A 24,185-nucleotide genomic window follows, 5' to 3' on the forward strand; every position below is an offset into this window, starting at 1 on the left:
CCTCCAATAATCGTGTTATGATGACAGCACGGGATGAATCCCCGGCTGCGCCCCGGGGAGGGGGCTACTCGGCAACGTGCTCCATGCCTTGATCGATGATGGTGCGCACATGGGCGTCGGCCAGGGAATAAAAGACCGTCTTGCCCTCCCGGCGGTATTTGACCAGCTTGCTCTGCTTGAGGGCCCGGAGCTGGTGGGATATGGCCGACTGGGTCATGTTGAGGAGCTGGGCGATGTCACATACGCACATCTCGGACTCAAACAGGACGTACAGAATTTTGATGCGGGTGGAGTCGCCAAAAATTTTAAAGAGCTCGGCCAGATCGTAGAGAATCTCATCGTCAGGCATGGCGGCGTTGACCTTGTCGACGATCTCCTCGTGGGCGTGAATGAATTCACAGCGCTCGACTCCGTTTTTATCCTCCATGGAAATCCTCCTTCCTAATTACATATGAGCTATTGTTCATATGTTTATTATACACGGCGCCGGGCTGTTGTCAATAGGAATTTTTGAAAAAGCCGGAGCGGCTTGATTCCAGGGTTAGGCCTTACAGATTTCAAGGAAAAACTGCGCCGTCCAGGCGGAAAAAAGCCCGCCGATTGGACGTGTTGGCATTTTTCAAGCAAGGTCTAAGCCGGGCGGGAGAATCCGGCGTTTCACAGGGATTCCGGACGGTTTGACGGAGAGACAAAAAAGCGGAGGTATTCGGGAACGGTCCCGAATACCTCCGCTTTTTTGTCTCTACACCGGCCGTTCGCCCCGGGACTTGGAAGAATTGTCCGCGGGGACTTCAGGCGGGCGCCTGCGCGGGTTCTGGTGGCTGCGCATAATGATAAACGCCGCCAGGAGCAGGAGCGCGCCCACAGCAGCCATGATGATGGGCAGCCAGTTCATCTGCCGCTCCAGGATCAGCAGCGTGCCGGAGGAGGGGGCGCGGAAGACCAGGTAGCTGCCGTCCGCGGTGGAGGCGGGGAAGGCCAGCGCGCCGTCCTGCAGGATTCCCGCCCTGCACCTGCCGTCGCCGCAGCGGACGCGCAGGGTGACCTCCTCCACGGCGTCCCCGCCGGAAATCTCATAGCTGTATGCCGCCCGCAGGCTGTACCCCGCGGGAATGAGATAGGCGTCGGGCGTCCAGTCCTCCAGGAGAAGTGCGGCGTCGGGGGAGAAGCTGCCCTCCGCCAGCAGGCGGGGCTGGGCCTCTCCGGTGGAGATGGCGGAGACGAGGGGCGTATAGACTGCGTGAACGGTGATGCTGCGGGTGATATCGTCCGCGTCAAACACCTCCCAGGCGGCGGAACAGCCCTCCCGCCCGGGGAGCGGCGGGAACTGGTCGGGGGAGAGCCTGCCGCCGTAGTCCACGGTAATCGTCTTCAAGGTCTGCCCATCGGCCTGGAAAGTCACTTCAAAGGTGTAAAACTGCGCGGGCAGGCCTTCCAGCGCGGTGAAGTCGGCGTAGCTCAGCGGCATCGCCCGGCCCGCGTAGTTCACGCCGTCCACCCCTGCCAGCTCCTCCGCCAGAAAGAAGTTGCCTGAGAGGGTGCCGTCCGATCCGCCCGCGATGGCTCCCAGCCTTTCGCCGTCGCTGTCGATGCGCACCATGGCGCGGCAGTCCTGGATGTCCCGGCCGGACCCGGCCACGCCGCCTACGCTGTCGTTGCCGGTGAGGTCGCAGAGCACATAGCACCGGCGGATGGGGGAGCGGGCCTGCCCGGCCACGCCGCCGCAGTAGCTGCCGCCGGCGGCCTCCACGCTGCCGTAATTCTGGCAGTCCAGCACGGCGCCCAGGTCGCCCCGGCCGACGATGCCGCCCACGCAGTCGTTCTTGGCGGCCACAGCGCCGAGATTCACGCAGGCGCGGGTGGTGGCCTTGATAACGGCGGTGGTGTCCACCAGAATTTTGTCGGCGTCGATGTCCAGATCATTTTCCGGGTCGGGGTCCAGCTCCAGGGAGACGATGCCCACCACGCCGCCCACGTTGCCGTCGCCGCTCACGGCGCCCTCGTTCCGGCAGGAGAAAACCCTGCCCCTGGCGCCGTCATCCTCCACACTGTCGGACACGTCGTCCACTTTTTTCTCCGGCGTCTCCTTGAGGCCCGCGGCCGCCAGACGCACCGCGTCCAGCTGGCGGATGATGGCGTTGGTGGTGTTGGTAATGTCGGCGTTGGCGGAAGAGGCGTTGGCGGTCATCTGGTCCACCCGGGCGTTGATGAGGTCCAGCTGGCCGTAGATGCTGTCGAAGGCAGCCCGGCCCTCTGTGTCAGTCTGTTCGCCCCAGGCCTTCAGCGTGTCCTCAATGCTGTTGACCGCGCCGTTCACGGTTTTGAGGTGCCCGGCGGCCTGGCCGGAGAAGTCCCCGGCGTGGCCGTTCAGGGCGGAGCCCGCCCCGTCCAGCCGGTCGGCGGCCTCGACCATGGCGTTGCGGGTATCGGACGCCACCTTGGAGAGGATTTCGCCGGAGTCCTCCACCGCATCCCGGATGAAGCCGAGCTGGGCCGTCAGATCCTTGACTGCGCCGCTGATGTTTTTCACCGGGGTGGAGAGGTCGAAACCGTTCAGATAAGCGGTCGCGTCCTGGACGGCGGCGAGCTTCTGGGAGAAGTCCAGCGCTTCGTTGGTAAGCGCGCCGCTGACGGCCTGAAGGAACTGATCCAGCTTCTTCAGTGCGGCGGAGAGATCCTCCATCGCCTTCTGGATGGTCTCCTCGTCGGTGTGGATCATGTCGATGTAGAAGGAGACAAGGTCATAAGCGCGCTCCAGCTCGCTGCCTGTTTCGGTGAGGCCCTTGTCCAGCGCTTTCCGCAGATCAGTGAGGGCTGCGCCCAGCGCGTCCACATCGGAATTGGCAGCGGTAGTGAAGGCGTCCGCGCTGTCAATCAGCGCGGAGAGGGACGCGTTGATCTCCTGCGCGTCGTCGTAGACCTGGTCGAGGGCGGCTTTGGCGTTGTCCGCAGCATCGGCGGAGCTGGACTGGGCGGTATCGCCGATGGAGCCGAGGGCGTCGTTGATGGCGGACACATCGTTTACCGTATTGGCTCCGGCGGCGGAGAGCTCCGCCGTCAGGTCGGACAGGAGGGAGGTGAGGCTGCCCAGAGCCTCGGAGAGGGCTTTGGTGGGGTCCTCACCGTAGATGAGGTTGGAGTCCGGCTCAAACTGGCCCACAATCCCGCCGATATCTTTCCGGCCCTGGATAGAGCCGTAGTTCACGCAGTGCTCCACAACGCCGTTCTGCAGCCCGGCTACGCCGCCCGTGTTGTAGCCCGTGTGCTGGTAGCCCACGCCGCCGTAGTTGGTGCTGCCGGTGATCGCTCCGGTGTTCCGGCCTGCGATACCGCCGGTATCCATGGCGTTCTCGTTTTCGCCGATGTTCACGCTGCCCCGGTTGACACAGGAGGAGATGCTGCCGTCGTTGCGGCCGGCCGCGCCGCCGGTCCGGCGGTTCCCGGTGAGGTCGGCCGCGCTGGTACAGGAGTGGATGGACCCGGTCTCGGCGTTTACGCCGGCGATGCCGCCCACGTCCTCGTCGCCGGCCACTGCGCCGGAGACGGCGCAGTCCCGGATGGTTCCCCGGTTCTGCCCGGCGATAATGCCCAGTCCGGACTTGGTTCCGCTGGGGGCAACCCGGCCCTCGACGGTCAGATCATGGACCACCGCCCCGGCCTGGAGGTAGCGGATGAAGCCGTAGTCGGAGCCTTTTCCTGTGTAGGAGAAACCCCTTACAGTATGACCGCCGCCGTCGAATTCTCCGCAGAAGACAGGGATGGGGGCGAAGTCTGAGCCCGCCAGGTCGATATCGGCGGCGAGCACAACCGTGAGGCCCTGGGAGTAGGTGTCCAGCGTGCAGTCCCTGGAGAGCTGGACCAGCTCCCGGGCGGTGGAGATGGAGAGTGTGGTCTCCGGGGCCGGCGTTCCGCCCGCGGCCGGGGCGGGTGGGAGAAGCCCGCAGAGGAGCAGCAGCGCCAGAAGGGCGGCGGAGACGCGGCTAAGTCTCTTCATCGTCCTCCACCTCCTTTTCCTGGTATTTGCTCTCAATGAGGGCGTCCACGCTGCCCCGAATGACGCCCTTAATCTCGCCGTCCACAAAGCCGGAGACATGGCCGCGGATGTGGCCGTCCAGCCGCATGACGCCGTTGTTGAAGCGCTGCTTGCCGTCCCGCCGGAGGGTGATTGCGGTGCGCTCGATGAGCCAGTCGCCCAGAAGCAGGAGTTGGGGCAGCACCGTCATGACCAGAATGATGGACGTCAGGGTGCCCCGGCCCAGGGTCGCGCCGATGGAGCTGATGATGGAATCGGTGGACAGCCTGCCGATGAGGAAGCCCGCCACCGTCATAATGGTACCCGAGGTGAAGACGGTGGGAAAGCTCTGGGTCAGGGCCTCCACGACGGCATCCTTGCGGTCCATGAGGGTCTTCAGCTCCATATAGCGGTTTGTGATGACGATGGCGTAGTCGATGGTCGCGCCCATCTGGATGGCACTGACAATGAGATAGGAGAGGAAGAAGAGGTTGGTCCCGGTGAGATAGGGGAAGGAGAAATTGATCCAGATGGAGCCCTGAATGGTGAGGACCAACAGGATGGGGAGACCTGCGGATTTGAAGGTGAAGAGCAAAATCACCATGACAAAGAGGACGGTGAGGATGCTGATCTTCAGGTTGTCGCCGGAGAAGGAGTCGCTCAGGTCCCGGGCGTTGGTGGAGTTGCCCACCAGCACCACGTCGCCGCCGTAGTACTGGGCGGCGACGGCGCGCATCTCGTCCAGAAGGGCATAGGTCTCACCGCTCTCCTCCGGGAGGTCGGCGGTGAAGACCAGGCGGGACCAGTTCCTGCCCTGGAGCTGGCGGAGGCCGTCGTCCAGCGTGGCCTGGAGGTCCTCCACCTGCTCCGCCTGTTCCCCCGTCAGGTTCACGACCCCCTTGTCCTTCTGCTCCAGCAGGAACTGGAACACGTCCAGCAGGGGGGCGGAGTAGTCGTCCGGGTTCTGGAAGATGGCCCCGTACTCCTCCACGCTCAGGCCGTAGGCCTGGTAGAGGAGCCGGGCCAGCTCAATATCCACCCCGGCCAGCTCGGCGAACTGGCGGGGGCTCATCTTGTCGGTGAGCATCCGGCCGTCCTCCACCTCAATGTTGGCAAGGCCCGTGGCGCCCTTGATGCCGGGCAGCTCCGCCACCCGGCGGAGGACGGCCCCCTCCTTGTCGTAGTCCCCCCGGGGCACCAGCATGGCGATGGTGTTGCTGTACCCGAAGGCGTCGTTGATTTTGTCCGCGGCGATGCGGTACTCCGGCTTGTTGCCCGAATTGGTGGAGTTGGTGGAGAAGACATACTCGCACTGGTTGGAGCAGAAGATGCCGCCTACCACCACTATGAGGAAAATGACGGGCAGCACAAAGCGGGTCTTGACCACCGCTCTGCCCCAGAATGTGATGCGGGGGACGAAATTTTTGTGCCGGGTCTTCTCGATGCCGCGGTTGAAGAGCATCAGCAGGCCGGGCATAAGGAGGAAGACGGTGAGCATGGAGCAAATGATGCCCTTGGAGAGCACCAGGCCCATGTCCAGGCCGATTTTAAGCTGCATGAGCATCAGTGCCACCAGGCCGGAGATGGTGGTGAGGGAGGAGGAGGAGATCTCCACGATGGCCTTGGAGAGCGCGGTCACGTCGGCGTCCCGGGCGTCCAGGCCGTTGTCCCGCTCCTCCATATAGCGGTGGCAGAAGATGATGGCGTAGTCGATGGCCAGGGCCAATTGCAGCACCACGGCAATGGCGTTGGTGACAAAGGAGATGGAGCCGAACCAGTAGTTGGTGCCCATGTTCAGCACGGCGGACACCACGAAGACGATGAGGAAGACGATGACCTCCAGATAGCTCTTGGAGGTGAAGAGGAGCACCGCCACAATGACCACGGCGGCAATGAGGAGAATGACGCTCATCTCCTTCATCAGGCTGTCTGAGTCGTACTCCCCCGCGCTGGAGCTGATGTAGTGGTCGTAGGGCTTCACCAGCTCCTGAACGGCCTGGGCGGCGGTGAGCACCGTATCGTCCCCGTCCTCGCCGTCGTAGCCCACGCCGATAAGGGCGGCGGCGTCCTTGTAGTGGTCCTCGGAGTCGTCAAAGGTCACCGAGGCCACGCCGTCGACGGCCTCAATCCGGTCGGCCACCTCCCGGGCCTGTTCCCAGGTCACGCTGGTGAGCATCACGTTGGCGCTGGCGAGGGTGGTGAACTCCTCGTCCATCAGGGTGAGGCCCCGCCGGGTCTCGGTATTGGCGGGGAGGTAGGTGGTGATGTCGTTATTGACCACCACCTTATTGATGGACGCGCCGCAGAAGAGGACCGCCGCCAAAAAGACCAGATAGAAGGCTTTGCGCTTGTCGACGATGAAGCCGGCCAGCTTATCCATAAAGCTCAGTGTTTTTTTGCCCTCAGACATGGAAGATCAGCCTTTCCGCGTGAGATAGAAGCACATCATCCGAAACCGGCATATCGTTGTCCAGCCACCAGCGGATGAGCGCCAGGCAGGCCCCGGCATAGAAGCGGGCGACAATATCCGCCCGGAGGTCCGGGGAACCGGGAGGAGAAAAGCCGCCCGCCGCGAAGTTCTGAGTCAGCTCCTCTGCCACAGAATTCTCCAGCGCCTGCAAATCCGCGCCCCCGGCGAAGGCGGCGGAGCGGTAGAGGCCCCGGTGCTCCCGCATAAAGGAGAGGGCGTTCTGGAAGATGGTCATGAAATAGGTCCTGGGGTCGCCGCCCCGCGAGGCCCCTCCCGCGGGCTGGAAGGCCCGGTAGATCTCCGAGACCGCATACCGCAGCAGGGCGTATTTGTCCTCAAAATGAGCGTAAAAGGTGGTGCGGTGGACCATGGCGCGCTCGCAGATGTCCACCACCGAGATTTCACTGAGAGGCCGCTCCTCCATGAGTTCCATGAGGGCGGTCATCAGAAATTTTTTGGTCCGCCGCTGGCGCAGGTCCTCCCTGGGACCGCCGCTGCCGTCGTGCCGCATCGTGCTCCCCTCCGTTTCCCGGATGTTCTGTTGGTATGGGGAACTATAGCACTCTAATCTATAGTTGTCAAGATAATCTACAAATGTATGGATAAAGCATAAAAAAGCCCCGCGGAAACTCCCGCGGGACTGGCAGAATGGCGATGCGGACGGAACCTGCGCGGCAGACAGAGGCTGTGCAGAAGAATGACGCGGCGGCCCGTTCTTCTCGTTAAATTTCATAAACTCCCGTTGGCACTTTACTTCAAATCCACCGGATCGCGGTAGCACTCCTTCGCGGCGGAGAGCACCTCGGAGAAGATGCGCACGCCAACGCTGGAGATGATGACCAGCTGTGTCTGACCCAGGGCGTCGCCCCAGTCCTCCATCTGCAGGACGGAACCCACCATGCTGATGTTTTTCATCCCCACGGTGGTTTTACAAAAACCCTTGACCCGGTAGGTGGCGGGAGCAATGTTCTCCAGAAAGCGCCGCAGCGCCTCGGGGGAGACCGCCTCAGCCGTGCTCAGGGTGACGGTGACGGGGCGGGAGCTCTCTGTGTTGGAGGTCTCCCGGGCCGCGGCCTCCCCGGGCGCGCCCTCGGACAGAATGGCCCGCAGGGAGACCCGGGCGTAGGTGCTGCGGTGGATTGCGGCCTTGGGGTTGATCTCTCGGATGGAGGCCTCCACCTGGGAGAGCTGCTCCTCATCCACCAGGTCGGTCTTGTTGAGAATCACCGCCCGGCTGTACTCCACCTGGCGGCGGAGGGCCAGCAGGAGCTTGAGGTATTTGGGGAAGTAGAGGGCGTCCACCAGGCAGACTGCGCCGCAGTAGTCGTAGGAGGCGCCGGAGAGGGTGCGTATCTGGTCCAGTATGGAGGAGATGCTGGAGGGGTCGGCAAGACCGGAGGCCTCCACAAAGACATAGTCCAGGTCACGGTCCGCCAGACTGATGAGGGAGTCCACAAAGGAGTCCTTGATGCAGGCGCAGAAAATGGAGCCGTTGTTGAGCTCAATCATCTTCGCACCGGGGATATCCTGCCGGATCAGGGCGCCGTCCACGCCGGTGCCGCTGAACTCGTTGACGATCAGCCCCACCTTCGTGCCGGAAAATTCCTCCAGGATGTGGTTGAGAAAGGTGGTCTTGCCGGCCCCGAGAAAGCCGGTCAAAAGTACCAGTTTGCTCATTTCAATCTCCTCCGGTCAAAAGTTCATATTCATGATGTACTCCTCCATGAACCTGGGGCTTGTGGCCAGCTCCAGGTGCTCGATGGAGGCGGGAAGGGCCTGGCAGCGGTCCAGCTGAGCGGAATCCAGCAGACACAGTTGAACGCCCTGGCCCGCGCCGTTGCCGATGGAGACGATGCGCTCCCGGGGGATGGGGGGGAGGAGGCCGATCTCAAGGGCGTGGTCCACGTCAATATAGTTGCCGAAGGCCCCGGCCAGGTAGAGGGCGTCCAGATCCTCCAGCGCCAGCCCGGACGCCTCCAGAAGCGCGACGCAGCCGGAGTAGATGGAGCTCTTGGCCAGCTGAATCTGCCGCACATCGTGCTGGGCGAGGTAGACGCTCTGTTCCCCGCGGGTGAAGAAGAAGGCGGGATTGTACTCCCCCGCCTCGCCCAGATACTGGTCCAGAGTGCTGCCTGGGTGGGCGGCGCGGAACTCGTCGGCGGGGAGGAGCCGCCCGCTCTCGTCGATGACTCCGGCGGAGCGCAGCTCAGCCACGGCGTCGATAATGGCGGAGCCGCAAAGGCCCTTTGCTTCACCGCCTCCGATGACCCGGAAGGAGAGGGCGTCTCCGTCGATGGAGATCTTTTCAATGGCCCCATCCATGCCTCGCATCCCGCAGGCGATGTTTCCGCCCTCCAGGGCGGGACCGCAGGCGGTGGAGGCGACCTTGTAGGAGCCGCCGCCCCCGGCGGCGATTTCGCCGTTGGTGCCCAGATCCACCATCAGACAGCGGCGCTCGTCCACGGGGAGCGTGAGGAGGACGGAGGCGGTGTCCGCGCCTACGAAGCCGCCCAGCAGGGGCAGAAAATCCACCCTGCCGCCGGCCGCCATGTCCATCCCCACCTCGGCGCCGGCGCAGCGGACCAGTCCCGCCGTCACGTTGACGAAGGGATCGGCGGCGAGCCCCGAGGGGTCCAGCCCAAGGAAGAGGTGCTGCATGGTGCTGTTGCCGCAGAGAACCAGGTGGTAGAGGTGGGCGCGGTAGCCGGGAATATCCGACTCGGCGGCGGCGAGCAGGCCGTTGACGGTGTCCCGTATGTGGCCGGTCAGCTCGTCCAGGCCGTCCTCCGCCTGCTGGGTGTGGAGAATGCGGCTGATGACGTCGGCGCCCCGGACGATCTGTCCGTTGAGCGTGGACTCGGTCCGCAGCAGCTTACCGCTGTTCAGGTCGTAGGCGTAGAGGACCACCGAGGTGGTGCCGATGTCGATGGCGCCGCCGTAGAGCATGGACGTGGTGTCCCCCGCCTCTACCGCGACTACCTCGCCCCGGTAGGAGACAAAGGTGATTTCACCGACGGAGTGGTCGGCAATCAGCCTGGAAAAGCTGCGCAGCAGGGCGGGGGAGCCTGTTTCAAGGTATGCGCCGCAGTGCCCGGGCATCAGTTCGCCCCTGGTAAAGCAGCGCTTGGAGACGGCGGGGGAGAGCGCGAGCTTGTGGGCGGTGCGGCCCTCCGTGATGATGGCGGCGGCGCGGGAGAGCTGCGTTTCCTCCAGATAAACCGCCATGTCTCTGTCCACGATTGTCCTGCAGGCGAGGACGGTCTCCCGGGTTCCCCCGGACTCCACCACAACGGCGCATTTGCCGCAGGTGCCCCGTCCCCCGCACACCAGGTCCAGGGGAAACCCCGCGTCGGCGCAGGCCTGGGCAAGGGTCTCCCCGCCGCCGGCCTTGTGGGTCACGCCCTGGTTGACGAGCTTAATGTGATACATAGGCTGAAACCTCCATAATTCCAGTGGTAAATTGACGCAGTGAAAAGCCTCAGGAGCAGGCCGCGGGGCCGTCCTCACAGCGGAAGAAGCAGGTGACGTTGGGGCACTTGCTGCAGTCGTGCTCCACCGAGATTTCCGGGTTGCTGCCGTCCGCGCCGAAGAGGTAGAGCATGGACTTCTCCGGGTAGAGCATATAGCTCTCCGTCAGGCGCACGTGCGCCAGCGCCTGTTCGCCCCGGAAGGACTCCAGCAGGGGGGCCTGGTACTCCAGACCCAGCTCCTCCTCCCCCGGAGAGAAGCGGCGGGTGAGATGGCAGCCGAGGGTCTTCATGGCCGCAGCAATCTGGCGGTTCATCTGGTCCGAGGCGTTGAAGAGAATCTCGTTGACCAGGTCGTTGAGAATGTACCCCTCCAGAAAATCACCCTGCTCCAGCAGTCCGCCAATTGCGGACATAATTTCCTCCGAGCAGGAGGAGAGGCAGGTGACCAGATAGGCGCAGGAGTCCACCTCCGGGATGCCCACCGGCTGAAAATTTTTCTGAACGGTGTAGGCGTGGACCATCTGCAGGCGGGTCTCGGCAATTTCCGCCAGAGCGGGAAAGGAGGCCGCAGCGTAGTGGTGGACATTGGTGCCCGCTTCGATTCTCAGCCGCCGGAAAATTCGGTCACGGTCGTACTGGATGGACACATCGGCATGGTAAATCATACGTTACCCCTCTTTTCTTCAACAATTTGACTCTTGTACTGACGGGGAGTCATCCCCGTTATTTTTTTAAAAATCTTGGTAAAATAGCTCTGGTCGTCAAAGCCGACCAGGCCCGCAATCTCCAGCAGGCTCTTGTCCGTGCTGCGCATAAGCTCGATGCTGTGCTCAATGCGGGTGTTGTTGAGATAGTCGGTAAAGCTGGTGTTCAGCTCCTGCCGGAAGAGCTTGGAGAGGTAGGTGTCGTTCAGATAGAGATTGGCGGCCAGGTCCCGCAGCGTCAGCTTTTCCATGTAGTGGGCGCTGATGTAGGCCACAGCTCTGGTGGTGGCGGAGGAGACCTGGGGCAGGGCGGCGAAGACGTCGTCCAGGAAGTGGAGCACCACGTCCCGGGTCCACGCGGTCAGCTCCTCCAGGGTGCTGATGGCGTTGGGGTAGGCGATGAGCTCGAAATTGGTGCCGAAGATATCGCGCAGGATGGCCCCGTGTCCCGTCGCCATTCTGGACAGAGAGATGTACAGCTCAAAGATATGGAGCTTGATGCTGTCGAAATTGCCGCCCTCCACCAGGATGAGCTCCTCAAACAGCTCATCCAGGCAGGCGAGGGCGGCCTCGCGGTCCCTGTTCTCAATCTCCTTGCTCAGCCGGGCCTCCAGCTCGGTATAGGTGGGGCCGGAGAGGGCGGTGGAGGGGGTGTCCAGCTTGTTCTGCTTGCGCTTCTGGATGTGGTCGCCCACGGTGAGCTGACGCTTGTAGCGCTCCCGGAGCTGGTCGTAGCTGTCCCAGTTTTTGTGGCTGTGGACCACCGCACTGTACAGGAGGAGGGAAAACTTTTGAATTTGATTTGGAGTATACACCTGAATTTGGGAAATGAAAAGAGCAATTTTTGCAAGCTGCTCCACGGCGGAGGGGTTCAGAGAGATGGCCTGTCCGAGATGGCCCTCGTTGATAGGCCCCATGGCGAGGGGCCCCGCCACCGCGCAGGCGCAGTATTTCTCCTCCACGATGACCGGTACGGCGATGTGGATGAGGCCTACGGGGCAGGTGTAGATATAGGGCTCACCCAGCTCGTAGGAGGATTTGGCGGAAAAGACCAGATTTTTGGTGCACTCGCTCTCCGGCTGGTGGTAGGCCTCAAAAAATTTGCAGAATTTCCTGTCGGCCAGAAACTCCTCCCGTATTCCGCCCTCCGGGGTGTATAATGTGACTGGGATGCCGGTGCTCTCGCTGAAGGCCTCCAGATATTCGTGGAGCCGCTTTTGGTTGATTGTTGGCAAAAGGCCGCACCTCCTGAACCCAACGCGTACTTTGGCGGAACTTGTAAAAAAAGCCCGGCGTCGGAATTGGTAAATTGGTAAAATTCTGATTGCCAATTTGTAATTTCACCATCACTATAACCCGGTTTTGGCAGAAAAGCAATAAAAAATTGAGGGCTGTAACCTCTGCGTTGGGTGAAACGCCAGATTTGAACAAAAAGAAATGGTATTTTTCTTAGAAATTAAATGGGAAATTAGATATACTGCAAATGGACAACAGAAAGGAACATGCCTGATGAATCAGTTCAACGCTATTTTTCAGAGCATCATCGACGGGGATGAGGAACAGACCGTACAGCTGTGCCAAGACATGCTCGCCAAGGGCTGTCGTCCGATTGACATTCTTGAAAAGGGAATGATTCCGGCGATGGACCGCCTGGGCGTCCTGCTGAACAGGGAGGAGCGGTTCATCCCCCAGGTCCTCATCTCGGCCAGGGCGATGCAGAGCGCCGTTGCAATCATCCGGCCGCTGCTGCTGAACAAGGCGGAGTCCGGAACCGCGCGGGAGACCGTGATTGTCGGGACGGTTCAGGGCGACATCCACACCATCGGCAAAAACCTGGTGGGAATTATGCTCCAGAGCGCCGGCTTCGACGTGGCGGACCTGGGCTCCAACGTCAGCCCCGAGGAGTTCATCCGGCAGATACGCGCACATAACGCCCGCATCGTGGCCATGTCCGCCATGCTGACCACCTCCATGAACAGCATGAAGAACACCGTGCAGCGCCTCAAGCGGGAGGACTTCGGCTATCCGCTGCATGTCATCGTGGGCGGCGGCCCCATCTCTCCCAGCTTTGCCCGGGAGATTGGCGCGGACTTCTCCGCCACCATGATGGACACCATGCGCCGGGCGGTGGAGATCAGCACCACAAAGCACTAAACTTCGGAATCAAAAAGCGGAGCTGCTTTTGATTACATAAAAGAAGCAAGAAGAAATGAAGAACTATTTGAGAAGGAGCGGAAAACTATGTCCATTCTGAACGAAATCTCCGAGCTTGTCATCAAGGGCGACATCATGGGAACCAAGGCCAAGGTGGCCGAGGCCGTCGACCAGAAAGTCGACGCCACCTCCATCCTGAACGACGGTCTGATGCCCGGCATCAACGAGATCGGTGAGCGCTTCGCCAAGGGCCAGATTTTCGTGCCCAACGTTCTCCTCTCCGCGAAGGCTATGAACACCGGCGTTGAGGTCATCCAGCCCCTGCTGGCCGCCGGCGGCGACACCACCATCGGCACCGCCGTGGTCGCCACCGTGAAGGGCGACCTCCACGACATCGGCAAGAACCTGGTCGCTCTGATGATGAAGAGCGTCAACCTGAAGGTCATCGACCTGGGCGCCAACGTGTCCGCCGAGAAGTTCGTCGAAGCCATCAACGAGTATCACCCCGACATCGTGGGCCTGTCCGCACTGCTGACCACCACCATGAACGAGCAGGGCCATGTCATCGAGGTCCTGAAGGAAGCCGGCGTACGCGACCAGGTCAAGGTCATGATTGGCGGCGCCCCCGTCACCCAGGGCTGGGCCGACAAGATTGGCGCCGACGCCTTCACCGCCGACGCCGCCGAGGCCTCCCGCTGGGCCAAGACCTACTGCACCAGCATCCGGTAAGAGTCGCTTTCACGGCGGTTCCCCAATCGAATTTTGCTGAAATAATGAAATGGAGGGCATGACCCCATGGTAGGAAGAATTAAATACAATGTCATGAACGACCAGGAGCTTCAGCACATGAAGTCCCGTCTGGAGCAGCTGCTCATTGAGCGCGGCATCCATCTGGATCACGAGGAGATGCTGGCCGACCTGGCCAAGCTGGGCTGCGTCGTCGACATGGAGAACAAGGACGTCAAGTTCACCAAGGAGCTTATCGACAAGGCTGTGGCCGCCATCCCCGAGAAGTTCACCCTGTATTCTCCCGGCGGCAAGAACGACCTGACCTTCCCCCATCCCGAGGGCAAGTTCTACACCCGCACCAACACCGGCGCGCCCAACTACCGCACCGTGAAGGGCGACACCCACTACACCACCCTGGAAGAGGTGGACGAGTGGTATAAGCTCACCAACGCCATGGAGAATATCGACTACGTGACCCTGCCCTCCACCTCCGGCGAGTATGTGCCCGGCGACGCCGTGGACGTGTACACCCTGGAGAAGGCCCTGAAGCACTCCGCCAAGCACATCTGGATTCAGCCCTATGAGTCCGACAACGTGCAGTGGCTCATCGATATGGCCGCCGCCGCCGTGGGCGGGCACGACAAGCTCCGCGAGAAGCCCATCGTCAGCTTTATCGCCTGCGGCGTGCCCAGCCTGACCTTCAAGCACATGGACGCCGAGGTCCTCTACCGCTGCGCCAAGGCCGGCGTGCCCGTGCAGCCCTGCTCCCTGCCCACAGCCGGCGCCAACACCCCCGTCACCGCCCAGGGCACCGCGTTTATCGCCTGCGCCGAGGTCTTCGCCCAGATCATCATGCTGGAGCTTCTGTGCCCGGGCCTGCCCGTCATCGCCACCACACTGCTGTTCTCCATGGATATGCAGACTACTTATACCCTCCAGTCCAACACCCAGATCACCATCGCCCGGCTCATCTGCATGGAGCTCTTCGAGCGCGGCTACAACATCCGCGCCCACTCCTACGGCACCGGCACTGACAGCCTGACCATGGACGCTCAGAACTTCATTGAGCGCACCAACCTCATCGACGCCATGGCCATGAGCGAGGCCTCCGTCCTGGGCGGCGCCGGCCAGCTGGAGACCGCCAAGACCATCAGCCCCCTGCAGCTCATCATCGACAACGAGATCTTCGGCATCGCCCAGCGCATCCGCTGCGGCCTGGCCGTGGACGACGAGACCCTCGACTGGGATGAGCTCATCGCCGGCATGGACAAGGACCCCGCCTTCAGCTTCCTGATGAGCGAGCACACCTTCCGCCACTATGCCGAGCCCCACCGCCCCGACATGTTCAACCGCGACGGTCTGGTCCGCTGGGAGCAGGAGGGGAGCAAGACCCTCACCGACAAGGCGCTGGAGAAGTTCGAGGCCATCATGGCAGCCGAGGATACCTATGCCCTGAGCGCCGACAAGGCCGCCGAGGTGGAGAAGGTCCTCAAGCAGGCCCATGCCGCTCTGGTAAAGTAATTAAGCAGCCAATCCGCACGATGTCGCCCGCCAATGGCGGGCGACATCGTGGGTAACGGCCCGATCCTGACAGCGGGCCGGCAGCGCATACCCACTCATATTTCCTGGTTTATCCGGAATGAAAGAAAGGGGCGCAGACATGAAACTGACAAAAACCGAAAAGATTTGGATTACAGTCGTAGCCATCTTCTATATCCTCTACAATATCCCCGGCATTCCTCCCTATGGCGAGGCCATCCCCACCTTTATCCACGCCGCTCTGACCGTGCTCCCCCTGTGGATCGCCGTCTATATCGGTCTGTCCAGGGTCTACAAGATCTACAAACTGAGGGACGACGCGGACGAGGAAACTGCGTCTGAGAAAAAGGAGGGTTAACCGATGCTGAGTGCCAGCACTATTTGGATTGCCTTTGGCGTATATATGGTCTTCCTCCTCGGGGTGGCCGTTTTTGTCACCCAGAAGGAGAAGCGCCAGAAGGTGGGCGGCAGCCTGCTGACTGCCTCCGTGCCCTGGCCCGTCCTGGTCATGACCTACATCGCCTCCCTGATGAGCACCTGGGTGTTCTTCGCCGGCCCCGGCGCCTACTACCGCGGCGGCCTGGGCTACTGGATCTCCGAGCTGAGCTACATCGCCCTGTTCCCCATCATCGCCCACTTCACCATGAACAAGGTGTGGATCGTCAACAAGCAGAGGAAGGGCGCGTTTACCACTCCCGCCGACTTCTACTATGACCGCTTCAAGAGTCCTGTTCTGCGCACCATCCTGGGCATTATCTTCCTGGCCGCCTCCTTCCCCTACATCTCTTCCGTGCTGGTGGCTATCGCCCAGGCGGCGCAGTACGCCACCGACGGCGCCATCAATTACCGCATGGCCGTTATCGTGGTGGGCCTGATCATGACCGTCTTCGTCTGCATCGGCGGCGTCAAGTCCGCCGCCATGGCCGACACGGTCCAGGGCCTGCTGTTTATCCTGATGCTCTGGGTCATCGTCATCGCCTGCCTCATTGTGGGCTTCGGCGGCTCGTTGAACCTGGCGCTGGATAACCTCTGGGAGCACACCCAGTCCTTCTTCTCCTATCCCGGTCCCTCCGGATGGACGCCCTACGCGGGACGCTTCGGCTACCCGTTCTCCTGCGCCATCGGCTGGACCATCATGCTGCCCCATGTGTTCGTCCGCTCCGGCTACTTCGGCGACAACCTGAAGGCCCAGCGCAAGCTGTCCTTCCTGACCCCCGTGCTCCAGGCCGTCGTGTGGACCGGCACCATGATGATCGGCCTCATCGGCCTGGCCCTGGTGAACAACCTGGCCGCCAGCGAGTCCGAGCTCATCATCCCCTACATGATCAAGAACTTCGTCCTGAACTTCAACCCCGTCCTGGCCAAGGTTCTGATGGTCGGCTTCTTCGTGGGCGCCTCCGCCGTGGGTCTTTCCACCGCCAACGCCTTCCTGAGCGTCAGCTCCGCCATCGTCTCCTCCGACCTCATCAAGAATACCTTCCACATCAACGTGCCCAAGAGCAAGGAGACCCTGGTCAACCGTATCATCATTGCGGTCCTGGGCCTGGGCTCTCTGCTTCTGGCCATCGATCCCCCCGACCTTATCTTTACGCTCATCATGTTCTCCATCGCCATCGTCATGCCCCTGTTCCCGATTCTGGTGGCCGGCCTCTACTGGAAGAAGGCCACCAAGCAGGCGGCCATCGTCTCCGCCATCGTGGGCACCGTGCTGGTGCTGCTGACCTACTTCGTCTGGAATATCGGCGGCACCTGGTACGGCGCCATCGGTATGCTGGGCTCCACCATCACCATGGTGGTGGTAAGCCTCTTCACCAAGCAGCCTGAGAGCGACGCCGCGCCCTTCTACGAGGCGCTGGAGTCCGGCATGAAGCGCTACTACGTGGTGAAGGATAAGAAGTCCGCCAAGGCCGCTGCCAAGGCAGGCGAGTAAAGAAAATCCACTGTCAGCGGGGCAGGGGGGAGGCGGCTCCCCCCATTGCCCCGGCACAGAAAGGAATCGTGTTTGTTATGGGTAAAGAACTGATTTTCAAGACCATGCGTCACGAGCCTACCGAGCGTGTGCCCTGGGTGCCCTTCTCCGGCATCCACTCGGGCAAGCTCAAGGGCTATAACGCCGAGGAGATCCTCCAGGACGGTCAGAAGCTCTACGAGTCCCTGATGGAGGTCGCCCGGCTCTACGGACCCGACGGCATGCCCATCATGTTCGACCTCCAGCTGGAGGCCGAGATCCTGGGCTGCGAGCTGATGTGGGCCAAGGACAACCCGCCCTCCGTCGCCACCCACCCCTTCGAGGGCGACAACAAGGGGATTCCCTGCAAGTGCAAGATGCCCACCCCCGAGTCCGGCCGCATCCCCGTGATGCTGGAGGCGATGACCAAGCTAAAGGCCTCCGTGGGCGAGGACATCGCCCTCTACGGCCTCATCTGCGGCCCCTTCACCCTGGCCTCCCATCTCCGCGGCAGCGAGATCTTCCTGGATATGCTCATGGACGAGCAGTATGTCCGCGACCTGGTGAGCTACTGCGCCGAGGTCTCCATCAAGATGTGCGACTACTACCTCAACGCGGGTATGGACATCATCGCCGTGGTGGACCCCCTGGTCAGCCAGATTGCCCCCGAGTCCTTCGACGCCATGCTGGCCGAGTCCTTCAAGGCCGTGTTCGATTACATCCGCAGCCGCGGGGCCTTCTCCTCCTTCTTTGTGTGCGGCAACGCCACGCCTCAGCTGGAGGTCATGTGCAAGACCTACCCCGACTCCATCGCCGTGGACGAGAACGTGGACTTTGTCTACGGCAAGAGCATCTCCGACAAATACAACATCGCCATCAGCGGCAACATCCCCCTGACCACCGTAATGCTCCACGGCACACCCAAGGACAACATGAAGTTTGTGGTGGAGCTGCTGGACAAGGTGGAGGATCACCGCAATATGATCGTCAGCCCCGGCTGCGATATGCCCTATGACGTGCCCGTGGAGAACACCGTTGCCTGCTCCCAGGCGGTAAAGAACACCGACCAGTGCCGCGAGATGATTAAGGACTATACCGGTCCCGACGACAGCGGCATCCGCATTGAGCTGCCTGACTACGAGCACTTGGAGAAGCCCTTCATCGAGGTTTTCACCCTGGACTCCGTCCAGTGTGCCGCCTGCACCTATATGATGGCCGCCGCCAAGGCGGCCAAGGAGTACTTCGGCGATAAGATTGACATCATCGAGTACAAGTACACCGTCCGGGAGAACGTGGTCCGCTGCAAGAAGATGGGCATCACCAACCTGCCCACGATGTGCATCAATGGCCAGATTAAGCACGTCTCCATGATCCCCGACAGTGAGGCGCTTCGAGCTGAAATCGAAGCTTTGCTGTAAATAAATTTCCTCTCTCTCAAACGCACAACGCACCCGGTATCCTGGGGGGATACCGGGTGCGTTGTGCGTTTTGCGGCAATTTCAAAATAGTATAAGGCAGGGGAGGGGGTTACTTCTTCTTGACAAAGAAGCTGGCGATCAGCGCGCCGACGCCGATTAGCCCGATGAAGAAGAAAAAAAAGAAGTCCACGATGACGCCCGGCTCGCTTGCCGCCCGGGCCAGCATTTGGGCGAAGCCGCCGGTGGTGACGCTGGCGATTGTCAGCACGGCCTGGATACCGATGAGAATGGCGGCGGCAAGCCGGAGACCGAAGGGGTCCATGTTCTTTATCTTATTCATAGCGAAACCTCACATAGTAAGAGTCGCAGTCGGCAGCCCTGGCCGCGCAATGCGTTGGACGGCGGCGCTGTAGGCGGCCGTCTATCTAAATTGTATGGTTCCGGGGATAAAAAGTCAAGAACGATTCAGCCCAAGCTCTCCGGCGCAACTGCGGGTTGCGCGCACGGCTGAAAGGGAGCGCTTTATTTGGTGGAAAACGGATAGCCTTTCGTGATATAGTAAAATATCAAACAAAAGGAGAGCGCATATGAGTCTGGGCCGGAATTTACAGTTTCTCAGAAAAATGCACGATGGAATGACGCAGGAAGAGCTGGCGGAGAAAATGGCGGTGAGCAGACAGACCATCTCAAAGTGGGAGCTGGATACGGCCTGTCCCGAAATGGACAAACTGATTGAGCTTTGTCAAATATTTTCCTGTACGCTGGATCAGCTGATCCGGGAGGATATGGCTGCGTCCGGCGAGATGTATTCCCATATGAGAATAGAAGACGTAGAGCAGTTCCGGTATTTCAGATACGCGGTGATCAGCGCGGACCCGGAAGGGGACGCCATCCAGCATATCAAGCGCTGGGCCGCAGCCTGCGGAGTGGAGGAGCCCGAACTCATCGGCTGGGATTTCCCGCATGTCTCGCAGGAGCAGATCAATGTGTACCACATGCACGGCTATGCGGCGGCGTGGATTCTGCCGCCGGATTTTGACTTGCCCGGCAAGCGCGCCGAGATTATCGTTCAGAATAGACAAAGGTACGCGGCGCTTACCGTCAAAGACCCGTTTAAAGCCCCGTTCAGCGTCATTCCCAACGCCTATAAGACGCTCATGTCCTATATGCAGATGAATGGGCTTCAGCTGAAATATGAGAAAGAGGTTCTCACCTGTTTTGAGCGGGTGTATTCCCAAAACGGGATTGAGTATATGGACGTGTATATCGCGGTGAAGTAGGCTTCATGGTTGTTTCACTCGATTTTGCTTTCGAGTGCGATGGTAGGACTTTAAATAATCCCATAAGTACCTCCTCTAAAGTCAACTCCTACTGCACTTCATTTATGCTATATTGAAGATATTACATATAAATACAGCTCTTGTATTCTATTGTAATAAGCCACAAAAAATAGCAAGGACGGGAATATGCCCCACCCTTGTCCATCATAGAATATCCTCAATAGAAATGATAAATCCGAACTACATTACACACCTGGATAATGTAGTTCGAATTTATCATAAGTTGGTTGGAGTGTAATTATAGGACTTAAAGAAGCACAGAAATATCAACGGTTCGCAGGCTGCAAGCAATAGGTTTTTATCCAAATGTTAATTCATCTGTTTTTTCAGCATTTAAGAGGCTCTCCAGAGAAGTGTATTTCGTACCTTGAAAATAACAAGCACTTCTGCTGCCCAATTTAATTTCATGCGGTAACTTTTTGGGCGCGCCATCAAAAATACAGACCTTCTCATTTTTCTCTGGGTCATCGCGAAACTCTTTAATCTTTGCGTAATGGGTAATTGCAGAAACTGGTTGCCCGCGATAGATAGCAATATACTTCACGCGATGTTCTCTGATAGGACTAATGCGGCAAGGATACCAGCACGGTATTTCAGATTCCCCTAAAAATGTTTCTTCAAACCCTCTTTCCTTAGACGCAAATATTACTGTGTCAAACCGTTCTAAGTTTGCTTCTTCGATTGCCGCATCAACATCAATTCCATGTGCTTCTTTTAGGTATTGCATTGAATCTGTCAGAAATTTATCGATGGCTTCTTCAATTAGTGTGTTTCTTGAAAAACTTTTTGAATCGCTTATGGAAGAAAATTGCTTTGTCACCATGTCAATACGTTCAATCTTAGTGTCGTCCAGGTAGACCGCTATCTGCTTTTTAGGCGCTTTGCTGTTCTTTAAAAGAATATCAAAATAGTTCATGTTATTTCCCATCATATTTTACTCCTCCGCAGTATTTAATCTGTAATTAGCATACCACTTCACTTTGCTTTTGTCAATATCAATTTTGATATTATAATATAATATTGTTATTTGCACACGTTTAACTTAACGCTTTTTAATGATCGATCATCTCCACAATATGTTACTTTATAAAGGAGAAATTTACCCCGAAATGATAAATAAAAAAGACCTGTACGTTAAAACGTACAGGTCTTTGGTCAGAGTGAAATTATTGGACTTGGAGAAACCCAGGAAAAACAATGGTCTGTGAGCAGTGGGCAAGCGGTATTTACAACAATCATTTAAACTGTGGACAAACGCCATCAAAGGAAATGACGGGCGGCCCCGGCTATGCCACACACGGCGGCGCGGCGGGGGAAATATCCTCCAGAGCCGCCCTCTTTTCCATGGTTGGAAAAGGGCGGGGGGATAAGGTTGAACCCGCAAATTAAAAAATCGGAGCGTTTGGAAACGAAACACATATGAAACCGGAGCCTGGCCTGTTCGCTTTTAAACCTAAAAAAGCCGCTTGTATCAAGGCTTTGCGGGCTCGGTTTGAAGAGGGCTGATATCCTTCTATGGCCTGCCCCTGCTTTGGACTTCAAAGCGTAACATTCAAAGTCGGAGCGTGGACATTTAGACCCTCAAATCCCAGGAATGTTCACCGCCTGGTGCAGCACCTGATAGAGATAGGCGGCATCCACCGGCTTGGCCACAAAGCCGCTCATCCCCGCCTCCATGGCCGCATCCACATCCTCCTGAAAGGAGTTGGCCGTCATGGCGATGATGGGCACGCTCCCGGCGTCCGGACGGTCCATGGCCCGGATGGCCCGGGTTGCCTCCAGGCCGTTCAGCTCCGGCATCTGAATATCCATCAGAACGGCCTGAAAGTCCCCGGGCGCGCTGTCCCGGAAGAGGGAAACGGCCACCGCCCCGTTCTCGGCCCGGTGCACCTTGGCGCCCTGGAGCTCCAGCAGCTCGGTGGCGATCTCGGCGTTCAGGTCGTTGTCCTCAGCCAGCAGGATGCGCATCCCTTCCAGGGACTGGGGCCGCTCGGAGGGCTCCGGCGTGGACTCTCCGCCGCCCAGAGGAAGGGATACCTCAAAGTAAAACTCGCTGCCCTCGCCCGGCGCGCTCCTGAGCTTCAGCGCCCCGCCCATCAGCTCCACCAGGGTTCGGCTGATGGCAAGGCCCAGGCCGGTCCCCTGGCTCTTGGCCAGGTTGGGGCCCACCTGCTCAAAGGCGCCGAATATCCGCTCCTGATGCTCAGGCGCAATGCCTACGCCGCTGTCAAGAATCTGGAAACGGTAGCTCCCCCGCCCGTTCCCCCGCTCCGTCTCGGTGACGGTAAGGCGGACCCGCCCGCCGGAGGGGGTGAACTTAAAGGCGTTGGAGACCAGGTTGCTCAGAACCTGCTTGAGGCGCACGGCGTCCCCCAGCACGGCGTCGTCGGTGAGGTCCCGCTCCACCGAGAAGCTGAGCTCCCGCCGTCCCGCCTCCGGGGTCATCATGCTCTCCAGGTCGGTCAGAAGCCGCCCCAGGGAGAAGGGTTCGCTGGAGACCGTCATCATACCGTTGTCGATACGGCTCATGTCCAGAATGTCGCTGATGAGGCTCAATAAGTAGTGGGAAGAGGCGCGAAGCTTCAATAGATTCTCCCGCACGCCCTCCGGGACATCCTCTCTCCGGCAGGTGAGCTCGCTCAGTCCCACGATGGCGTTCATAGGGGTACGGATTTCGTGGCTCATCCGGGAGAGAAACTCACCTTTGGCCCGGCTGGCGGCCTCCGCCCGCTCCAGCTCGCTCGTCATGCGGGCGGCGCGGATGCGGGAGCGGGTCACCACCAGCAGCAGGATGCCCAGCAGCAGGAAGATGCCGGCGCACACGGAAATGAAGAGGAAAGGGTTGGCGTAGACCAGCTCTACCACGGAGAGATGGCCTACGCCTGCCGAGATCAGGTTTTGATTGACCAGGGTGGCCTTGTCCCCGCTGCTCAGGCTGTTGACGGCCTTGTTTATGATGGTGAGCAGATCCACCTGGGTGGGACGGGGCAGGGCAAAGCAAATGTCATTGCGGTTGTTGACGAGGGTGTTGGGCACCACGTTGGAGTAGTGGTGCTCTTGGATGACCTGCTCGATCCGGGCGGAGATGCCGTAAACAAAATCCACCTCGCCCCGGTTTACGGCTGCCAAGGCATCAGGCACGCTGCGGTACGTCCGTTCCTCGGCGGCCCGGATGCTGGCGGGGATGTGCCGCCCCTCCATGACCGCGCCCACCAGGCCTTCGGCGGGGAAGCTGACCGACTTGTTCCGGGCGACGATGTCGTTGAGGGAGGCGTAGGTGCTGGACAGGGCCATATCCATCTCCACACCTTCATCCGCCGTACCCAGGAAGGCGCCCAGCATATCCGCCTCGCCCCGGCGCACCAACTCGATGGCTTCGGCATAGCTGTCCGCGGTCACGTAAGTAAAAGTAAGGCCGGTGTACGCCGCCACCCGGTCCAGGACGTCCGGGATCAGCCCGTTATGGAGGTAGTTGGACGACTCCAGGCAGTAGAAGGGGTGCCACTGGGCCACCACCGCCACCGATACGGTTTGTTTTTGGCTGATGTACGCTTTTTCCTCATCGTTTAAAAAAATACTTGCAATGCCGCTGTCGGTGAAGTTGGCGTCATAGCGCTCTCTGGCAAAGTTGGGGTTGGAGTCGGCAATCTTCTCCAGCGCCATGTTGAGCCCCTCCAGGATGTCCGTGCGATCCGGCGTCGTAACGATATAGTGGGGCTGGGAATCAAACACGGCCACAGGGCGAAAGGTCTCGTCACCGTCGGAGCGGTTGCCCAGCAGCATGTCGACCTCCCCATCCTTTAAATACTGGTACAGGTTCCCCTCCTCCGACATCTGCTCGGCTCCGTAGTAGACGATGGTGCAGTCGATCTTGTTGACGGTGAGGAAATCCTGGAGCCTGCGGATGTTCTCCCCGGCGCGGTCGTAAACGCCGATGGCCTTTCCGGCCATGCTCTCCCAGTCGTAGGCCCGTATGCTCTCATCGTCCCTGCGGGAGAGCAGGACGGACTTGGTATACCCCGCGTTATAGTCCGGGTAGGCGAAGTACTGCTCCAGCACCGGCTGGTAATAGGCCCCGCCCAACAGGTCGTATTCTCCATTCACAAAGCCCGAGAGGGCCGAGTCGCCATCCGTATCCACATATTCATACTTCCAGCCGGTGTAGTTGGCGATCTCGTTGAGATAGTCCACCACAATACCGTGCCGGTTGCCGAATTCATCCGTCTCCGTGAATCCGGGTACTTGGGGGAAGGGGACCTTCAGAACCCGCTCCGACGCCGCCGCCCGGACGCGGCCTGAAAAGAGGGTCGGAAGGATAACGGCCAAGGTCAGCAGAAGGGCCCCGCCCCGCAGGACGACCCTTTTTAAGTTTCTCATGTCACGATTCCCCTTTCCCGAGAT

18 protein-coding genes are annotated in these 24,185 nt (G+C 59.9%); 7 read left to right on the top strand and 11 right to left on the bottom strand.

Annotation, left to right across the window (positions count from 1 at the left end; all coding sequences use genetic code 11):
- Positions 1-64: 64 nt before the first annotated feature.
- From H8S62_RS12615 to H8S62_RS12650, 8 genes are all read right to left on the bottom strand, one after another.
- Positions 65-427 carry an ArsR/SmtB family transcription factor gene (locus H8S62_RS12615; RefSeq protein ID WP_155151596.1) on the bottom strand — a complete coding sequence of 121 codons (363 nt, stop codon included), beginning with the start codon at positions 425-427 and terminating at the stop codon, positions 65-67.
- Positions 428-742: 315 nt separating this feature from the next.
- Positions 743-3,994 (bottom strand): peptidase, encoded by a 3,252-nt coding sequence (locus tag H8S62_RS12620; RefSeq protein WP_186919660.1) that lies wholly within the window; start codon positions 3,992-3,994, stop codon positions 743-745.
- On the bottom strand, positions 3,981-6,422 hold the full coding sequence (locus H8S62_RS12625) for an efflux RND transporter permease subunit (RefSeq protein WP_186919662.1): 2,442 nt from the start codon (positions 6,420-6,422) through the stop codon (positions 3,981-3,983). Before H8S62_RS12625 ends, H8S62_RS12620 begins: the two co-directional genes overlap by 14 nt.
- Entirely contained in the window at positions 6,415-6,993 is a 579-nt protein-coding gene (locus H8S62_RS12630; protein WP_155151223.1) for a TetR/AcrR family transcriptional regulator, read from the bottom strand. Before H8S62_RS12630 ends, H8S62_RS12625 begins: the two co-directional genes overlap by 8 nt.
- Positions 6,994-7,232: 239 nt before the next feature.
- Complete coding sequence (locus H8S62_RS12635; protein ID WP_155151220.1) at positions 7,233-8,159, bottom strand: CobW family GTP-binding protein; 927 nt, start codon at positions 8,157-8,159, stop codon at positions 7,233-7,235.
- A 15-nt stretch (positions 8,160-8,174) separates the two neighbouring features.
- The gene (locus tag H8S62_RS12640; protein WP_186919664.1) at positions 8,175-9,911 is read right to left on the bottom strand and encodes an ASKHA domain-containing protein; all 1,737 of its coding nucleotides are present in this window, start codon (positions 9,909-9,911) and stop codon (positions 8,175-8,177) included.
- Positions 9,912-9,960: 49 nt separating this feature from the next.
- The gene (locus H8S62_RS12645) at positions 9,961-10,617 is read right to left on the bottom strand and encodes a hypothetical protein (RefSeq protein WP_155151214.1); all 657 of its coding nucleotides are present in this window, start codon (positions 10,615-10,617) and stop codon (positions 9,961-9,963) included.
- A complete protein-coding gene (locus tag H8S62_RS12650; RefSeq protein WP_173023588.1) occupies positions 10,614-11,891 on the bottom strand; it encodes an AraC family transcriptional regulator in 1,278 nt (425 codons plus the stop codon). The genes H8S62_RS12645 and H8S62_RS12650 overlap by 4 nt, the downstream gene beginning before the upstream one ends.
- A 274-nt stretch (positions 11,892-12,165) precedes the next feature.
- Here H8S62_RS12650 and H8S62_RS12655 point away from each other — a divergent pair, with 274 nt between their 5' ends.
- The 6 genes from H8S62_RS12655 (at position 12,166) to H8S62_RS12680 (ending at position 18,444) form a co-directional block, all read left to right on the top strand.
- On the top strand, positions 12,166-12,810 hold the full coding sequence (locus H8S62_RS12655; protein WP_173023587.1) for a corrinoid protein: 645 nt from the start codon (positions 12,166-12,168) through the stop codon (positions 12,808-12,810).
- Between the two features lie 87 nt (positions 12,811-12,897).
- Positions 12,898-13,539 (top strand): corrinoid protein, encoded by a 642-nt coding sequence (locus tag H8S62_RS12660; protein WP_155151205.1) that lies wholly within the window; start codon positions 12,898-12,900, stop codon positions 13,537-13,539.
- Between the two features lie 66 nt (positions 13,540-13,605).
- The gene (locus H8S62_RS12665; protein ID WP_155151202.1) at positions 13,606-15,060 is read left to right on the top strand and encodes a trimethylamine methyltransferase family protein; all 1,455 of its coding nucleotides are present in this window, start codon (positions 13,606-13,608) and stop codon (positions 15,058-15,060) included.
- Positions 15,061-15,199: 139 nt separating this feature from the next.
- The gene (locus H8S62_RS12670) at positions 15,200-15,436 is read left to right on the top strand and encodes a hypothetical protein (protein WP_155151198.1); all 237 of its coding nucleotides are present in this window, start codon (positions 15,200-15,202) and stop codon (positions 15,434-15,436) included.
- A 3-nt stretch (positions 15,437-15,439) separates the two neighbouring features.
- Positions 15,440-17,008 (top strand): sodium:solute symporter family protein, encoded by a 1,569-nt coding sequence (locus tag H8S62_RS12675; RefSeq protein WP_155151195.1) that lies wholly within the window; start codon positions 15,440-15,442, stop codon positions 17,006-17,008.
- A 77-nt stretch (positions 17,009-17,085) separates the two neighbouring features.
- Positions 17,086-18,444, top strand: coding sequence for a uroporphyrinogen decarboxylase family protein (locus H8S62_RS12680; protein WP_186919665.1), 1,359 nt, complete (start codon positions 17,086-17,088; stop codon positions 18,442-18,444).
- Positions 18,445-18,553: 109 nt separating this feature from the next.
- Here the strand turns inward: H8S62_RS12680 and H8S62_RS12685 are convergent, their stop codons facing one another.
- Complete coding sequence (locus H8S62_RS12685) at positions 18,554-18,784, bottom strand: hypothetical protein (protein ID WP_155151190.1); 231 nt, start codon at positions 18,782-18,784, stop codon at positions 18,554-18,556.
- Positions 18,785-19,031: 247 nt separating this feature from the next.
- Between H8S62_RS12685 and H8S62_RS12690 the strand changes: the two genes are divergently transcribed.
- On the top strand, positions 19,032-19,724 hold the full coding sequence (locus H8S62_RS12690; protein ID WP_186919667.1) for a helix-turn-helix domain-containing protein: 693 nt from the start codon (positions 19,032-19,034) through the stop codon (positions 19,722-19,724).
- Positions 19,725-20,082: 358 nt separating this feature from the next.
- Here H8S62_RS12690 and H8S62_RS12695 read toward each other — a convergent pair whose 3' ends face one another.
- Both H8S62_RS12695 and H8S62_RS12700 read right to left on the bottom strand, forming a co-directional pair.
- Complete coding sequence (locus tag H8S62_RS12695; RefSeq protein WP_155151184.1) at positions 20,083-20,715, bottom strand: hypothetical protein; 633 nt, start codon at positions 20,713-20,715, stop codon at positions 20,083-20,085.
- 650 nt (positions 20,716-21,365) lie between these two features.
- Positions 21,366-24,161: an ATP-binding protein gene (locus tag H8S62_RS12700; protein WP_186919669.1), complete on the bottom strand. Its 2,796-nt coding sequence runs from the start codon at positions 24,159-24,161 to the stop codon at positions 21,366-21,368.
- Between the last annotated feature and the right edge of the window lie 24 nt (positions 24,162-24,185).

Origin of the sequence: Lawsonibacter faecis (genome assembly GCF_014287675.1) — a bacterium.
GTDB classification, from domain to species: domain Bacteria; phylum Bacillota; class Clostridia; order Oscillospirales; family Oscillospiraceae; genus Pseudoflavonifractor; species Pseudoflavonifractor faecis.

Bases quoted from the DNA above. Each gene is read 5' to 3' on its own strand.
- H8S62_RS12700 (WP_186919669.1), bottom strand. From the start codon at position 24,161: ATGAGAAACTTAAAAAGGGTCGTCCTGCGGGGCGGGGCCCTTCTGCTG.
- H8S62_RS12665 (WP_155151202.1), top strand. From the start codon at position 13,606: ATGGTAGGAAGAATTAAATACAATGTCATGAACGACCAGGAGCTTCAG.
- H8S62_RS12630 (WP_155151223.1), bottom strand. From the start codon at position 6,993: ATGCGGCACGACGGCAGCGGCGGTCCCAGGGAGGACCTGCGCCAGCGG.
- H8S62_RS12615 (WP_155151596.1), bottom strand. From the start codon at position 427: ATGGAGGATAAAAACGGAGTCGAGCGCTGTGAATTCATTCACGCCCAC.
- H8S62_RS12640 (WP_186919664.1), bottom strand. From the start codon at position 9,911: ATGTATCACATTAAGCTCGTCAACCAGGGCGTGACCCACAAGGCCGGC.
- H8S62_RS12655 (WP_173023587.1), top strand. From the start codon at position 12,166: ATGAATCAGTTCAACGCTATTTTTCAGAGCATCATCGACGGGGATGAG.
- H8S62_RS12675 (WP_155151195.1), top strand. From the start codon at position 15,440: ATGCTGAGTGCCAGCACTATTTGGATTGCCTTTGGCGTATATATGGTC.
- H8S62_RS12685 (WP_155151190.1), bottom strand. From the start codon at position 18,784: ATGAATAAGATAAAGAACATGGACCCCTTCGGTCTCCGGCTTGCCGCC.
- H8S62_RS12660 (WP_155151205.1), top strand. From the start codon at position 12,898: ATGTCCATTCTGAACGAAATCTCCGAGCTTGTCATCAAGGGCGACATC.
- H8S62_RS12620 (WP_186919660.1), bottom strand. From the start codon at position 3,994: ATGAAGAGACTTAGCCGCGTCTCCGCCGCCCTTCTGGCGCTGCTGCTC.
- H8S62_RS12670 (WP_155151198.1), top strand. From the start codon at position 15,200: ATGAAACTGACAAAAACCGAAAAGATTTGGATTACAGTCGTAGCCATC.
- H8S62_RS12695 (WP_155151184.1), bottom strand. From the start codon at position 20,715: ATGATGGGAAATAACATGAACTATTTTGATATTCTTTTAAAGAACAGC.
- H8S62_RS12690 (WP_186919667.1), top strand. From the start codon at position 19,032: ATGAGTCTGGGCCGGAATTTACAGTTTCTCAGAAAAATGCACGATGGA.
- H8S62_RS12680 (WP_186919665.1), top strand. From the start codon at position 17,086: ATGGGTAAAGAACTGATTTTCAAGACCATGCGTCACGAGCCTACCGAG.
- H8S62_RS12635 (WP_155151220.1), bottom strand. From the start codon at position 8,159: ATGAGCAAACTGGTACTTTTGACCGGCTTTCTCGGGGCCGGCAAGACC.
- H8S62_RS12625 (WP_186919662.1), bottom strand. From the start codon at position 6,422: ATGTCTGAGGGCAAAAAAACACTGAGCTTTATGGATAAGCTGGCCGGC.
- H8S62_RS12645 (WP_155151214.1), bottom strand. From the start codon at position 10,617: ATGATTTACCATGCCGATGTGTCCATCCAGTACGACCGTGACCGAATT.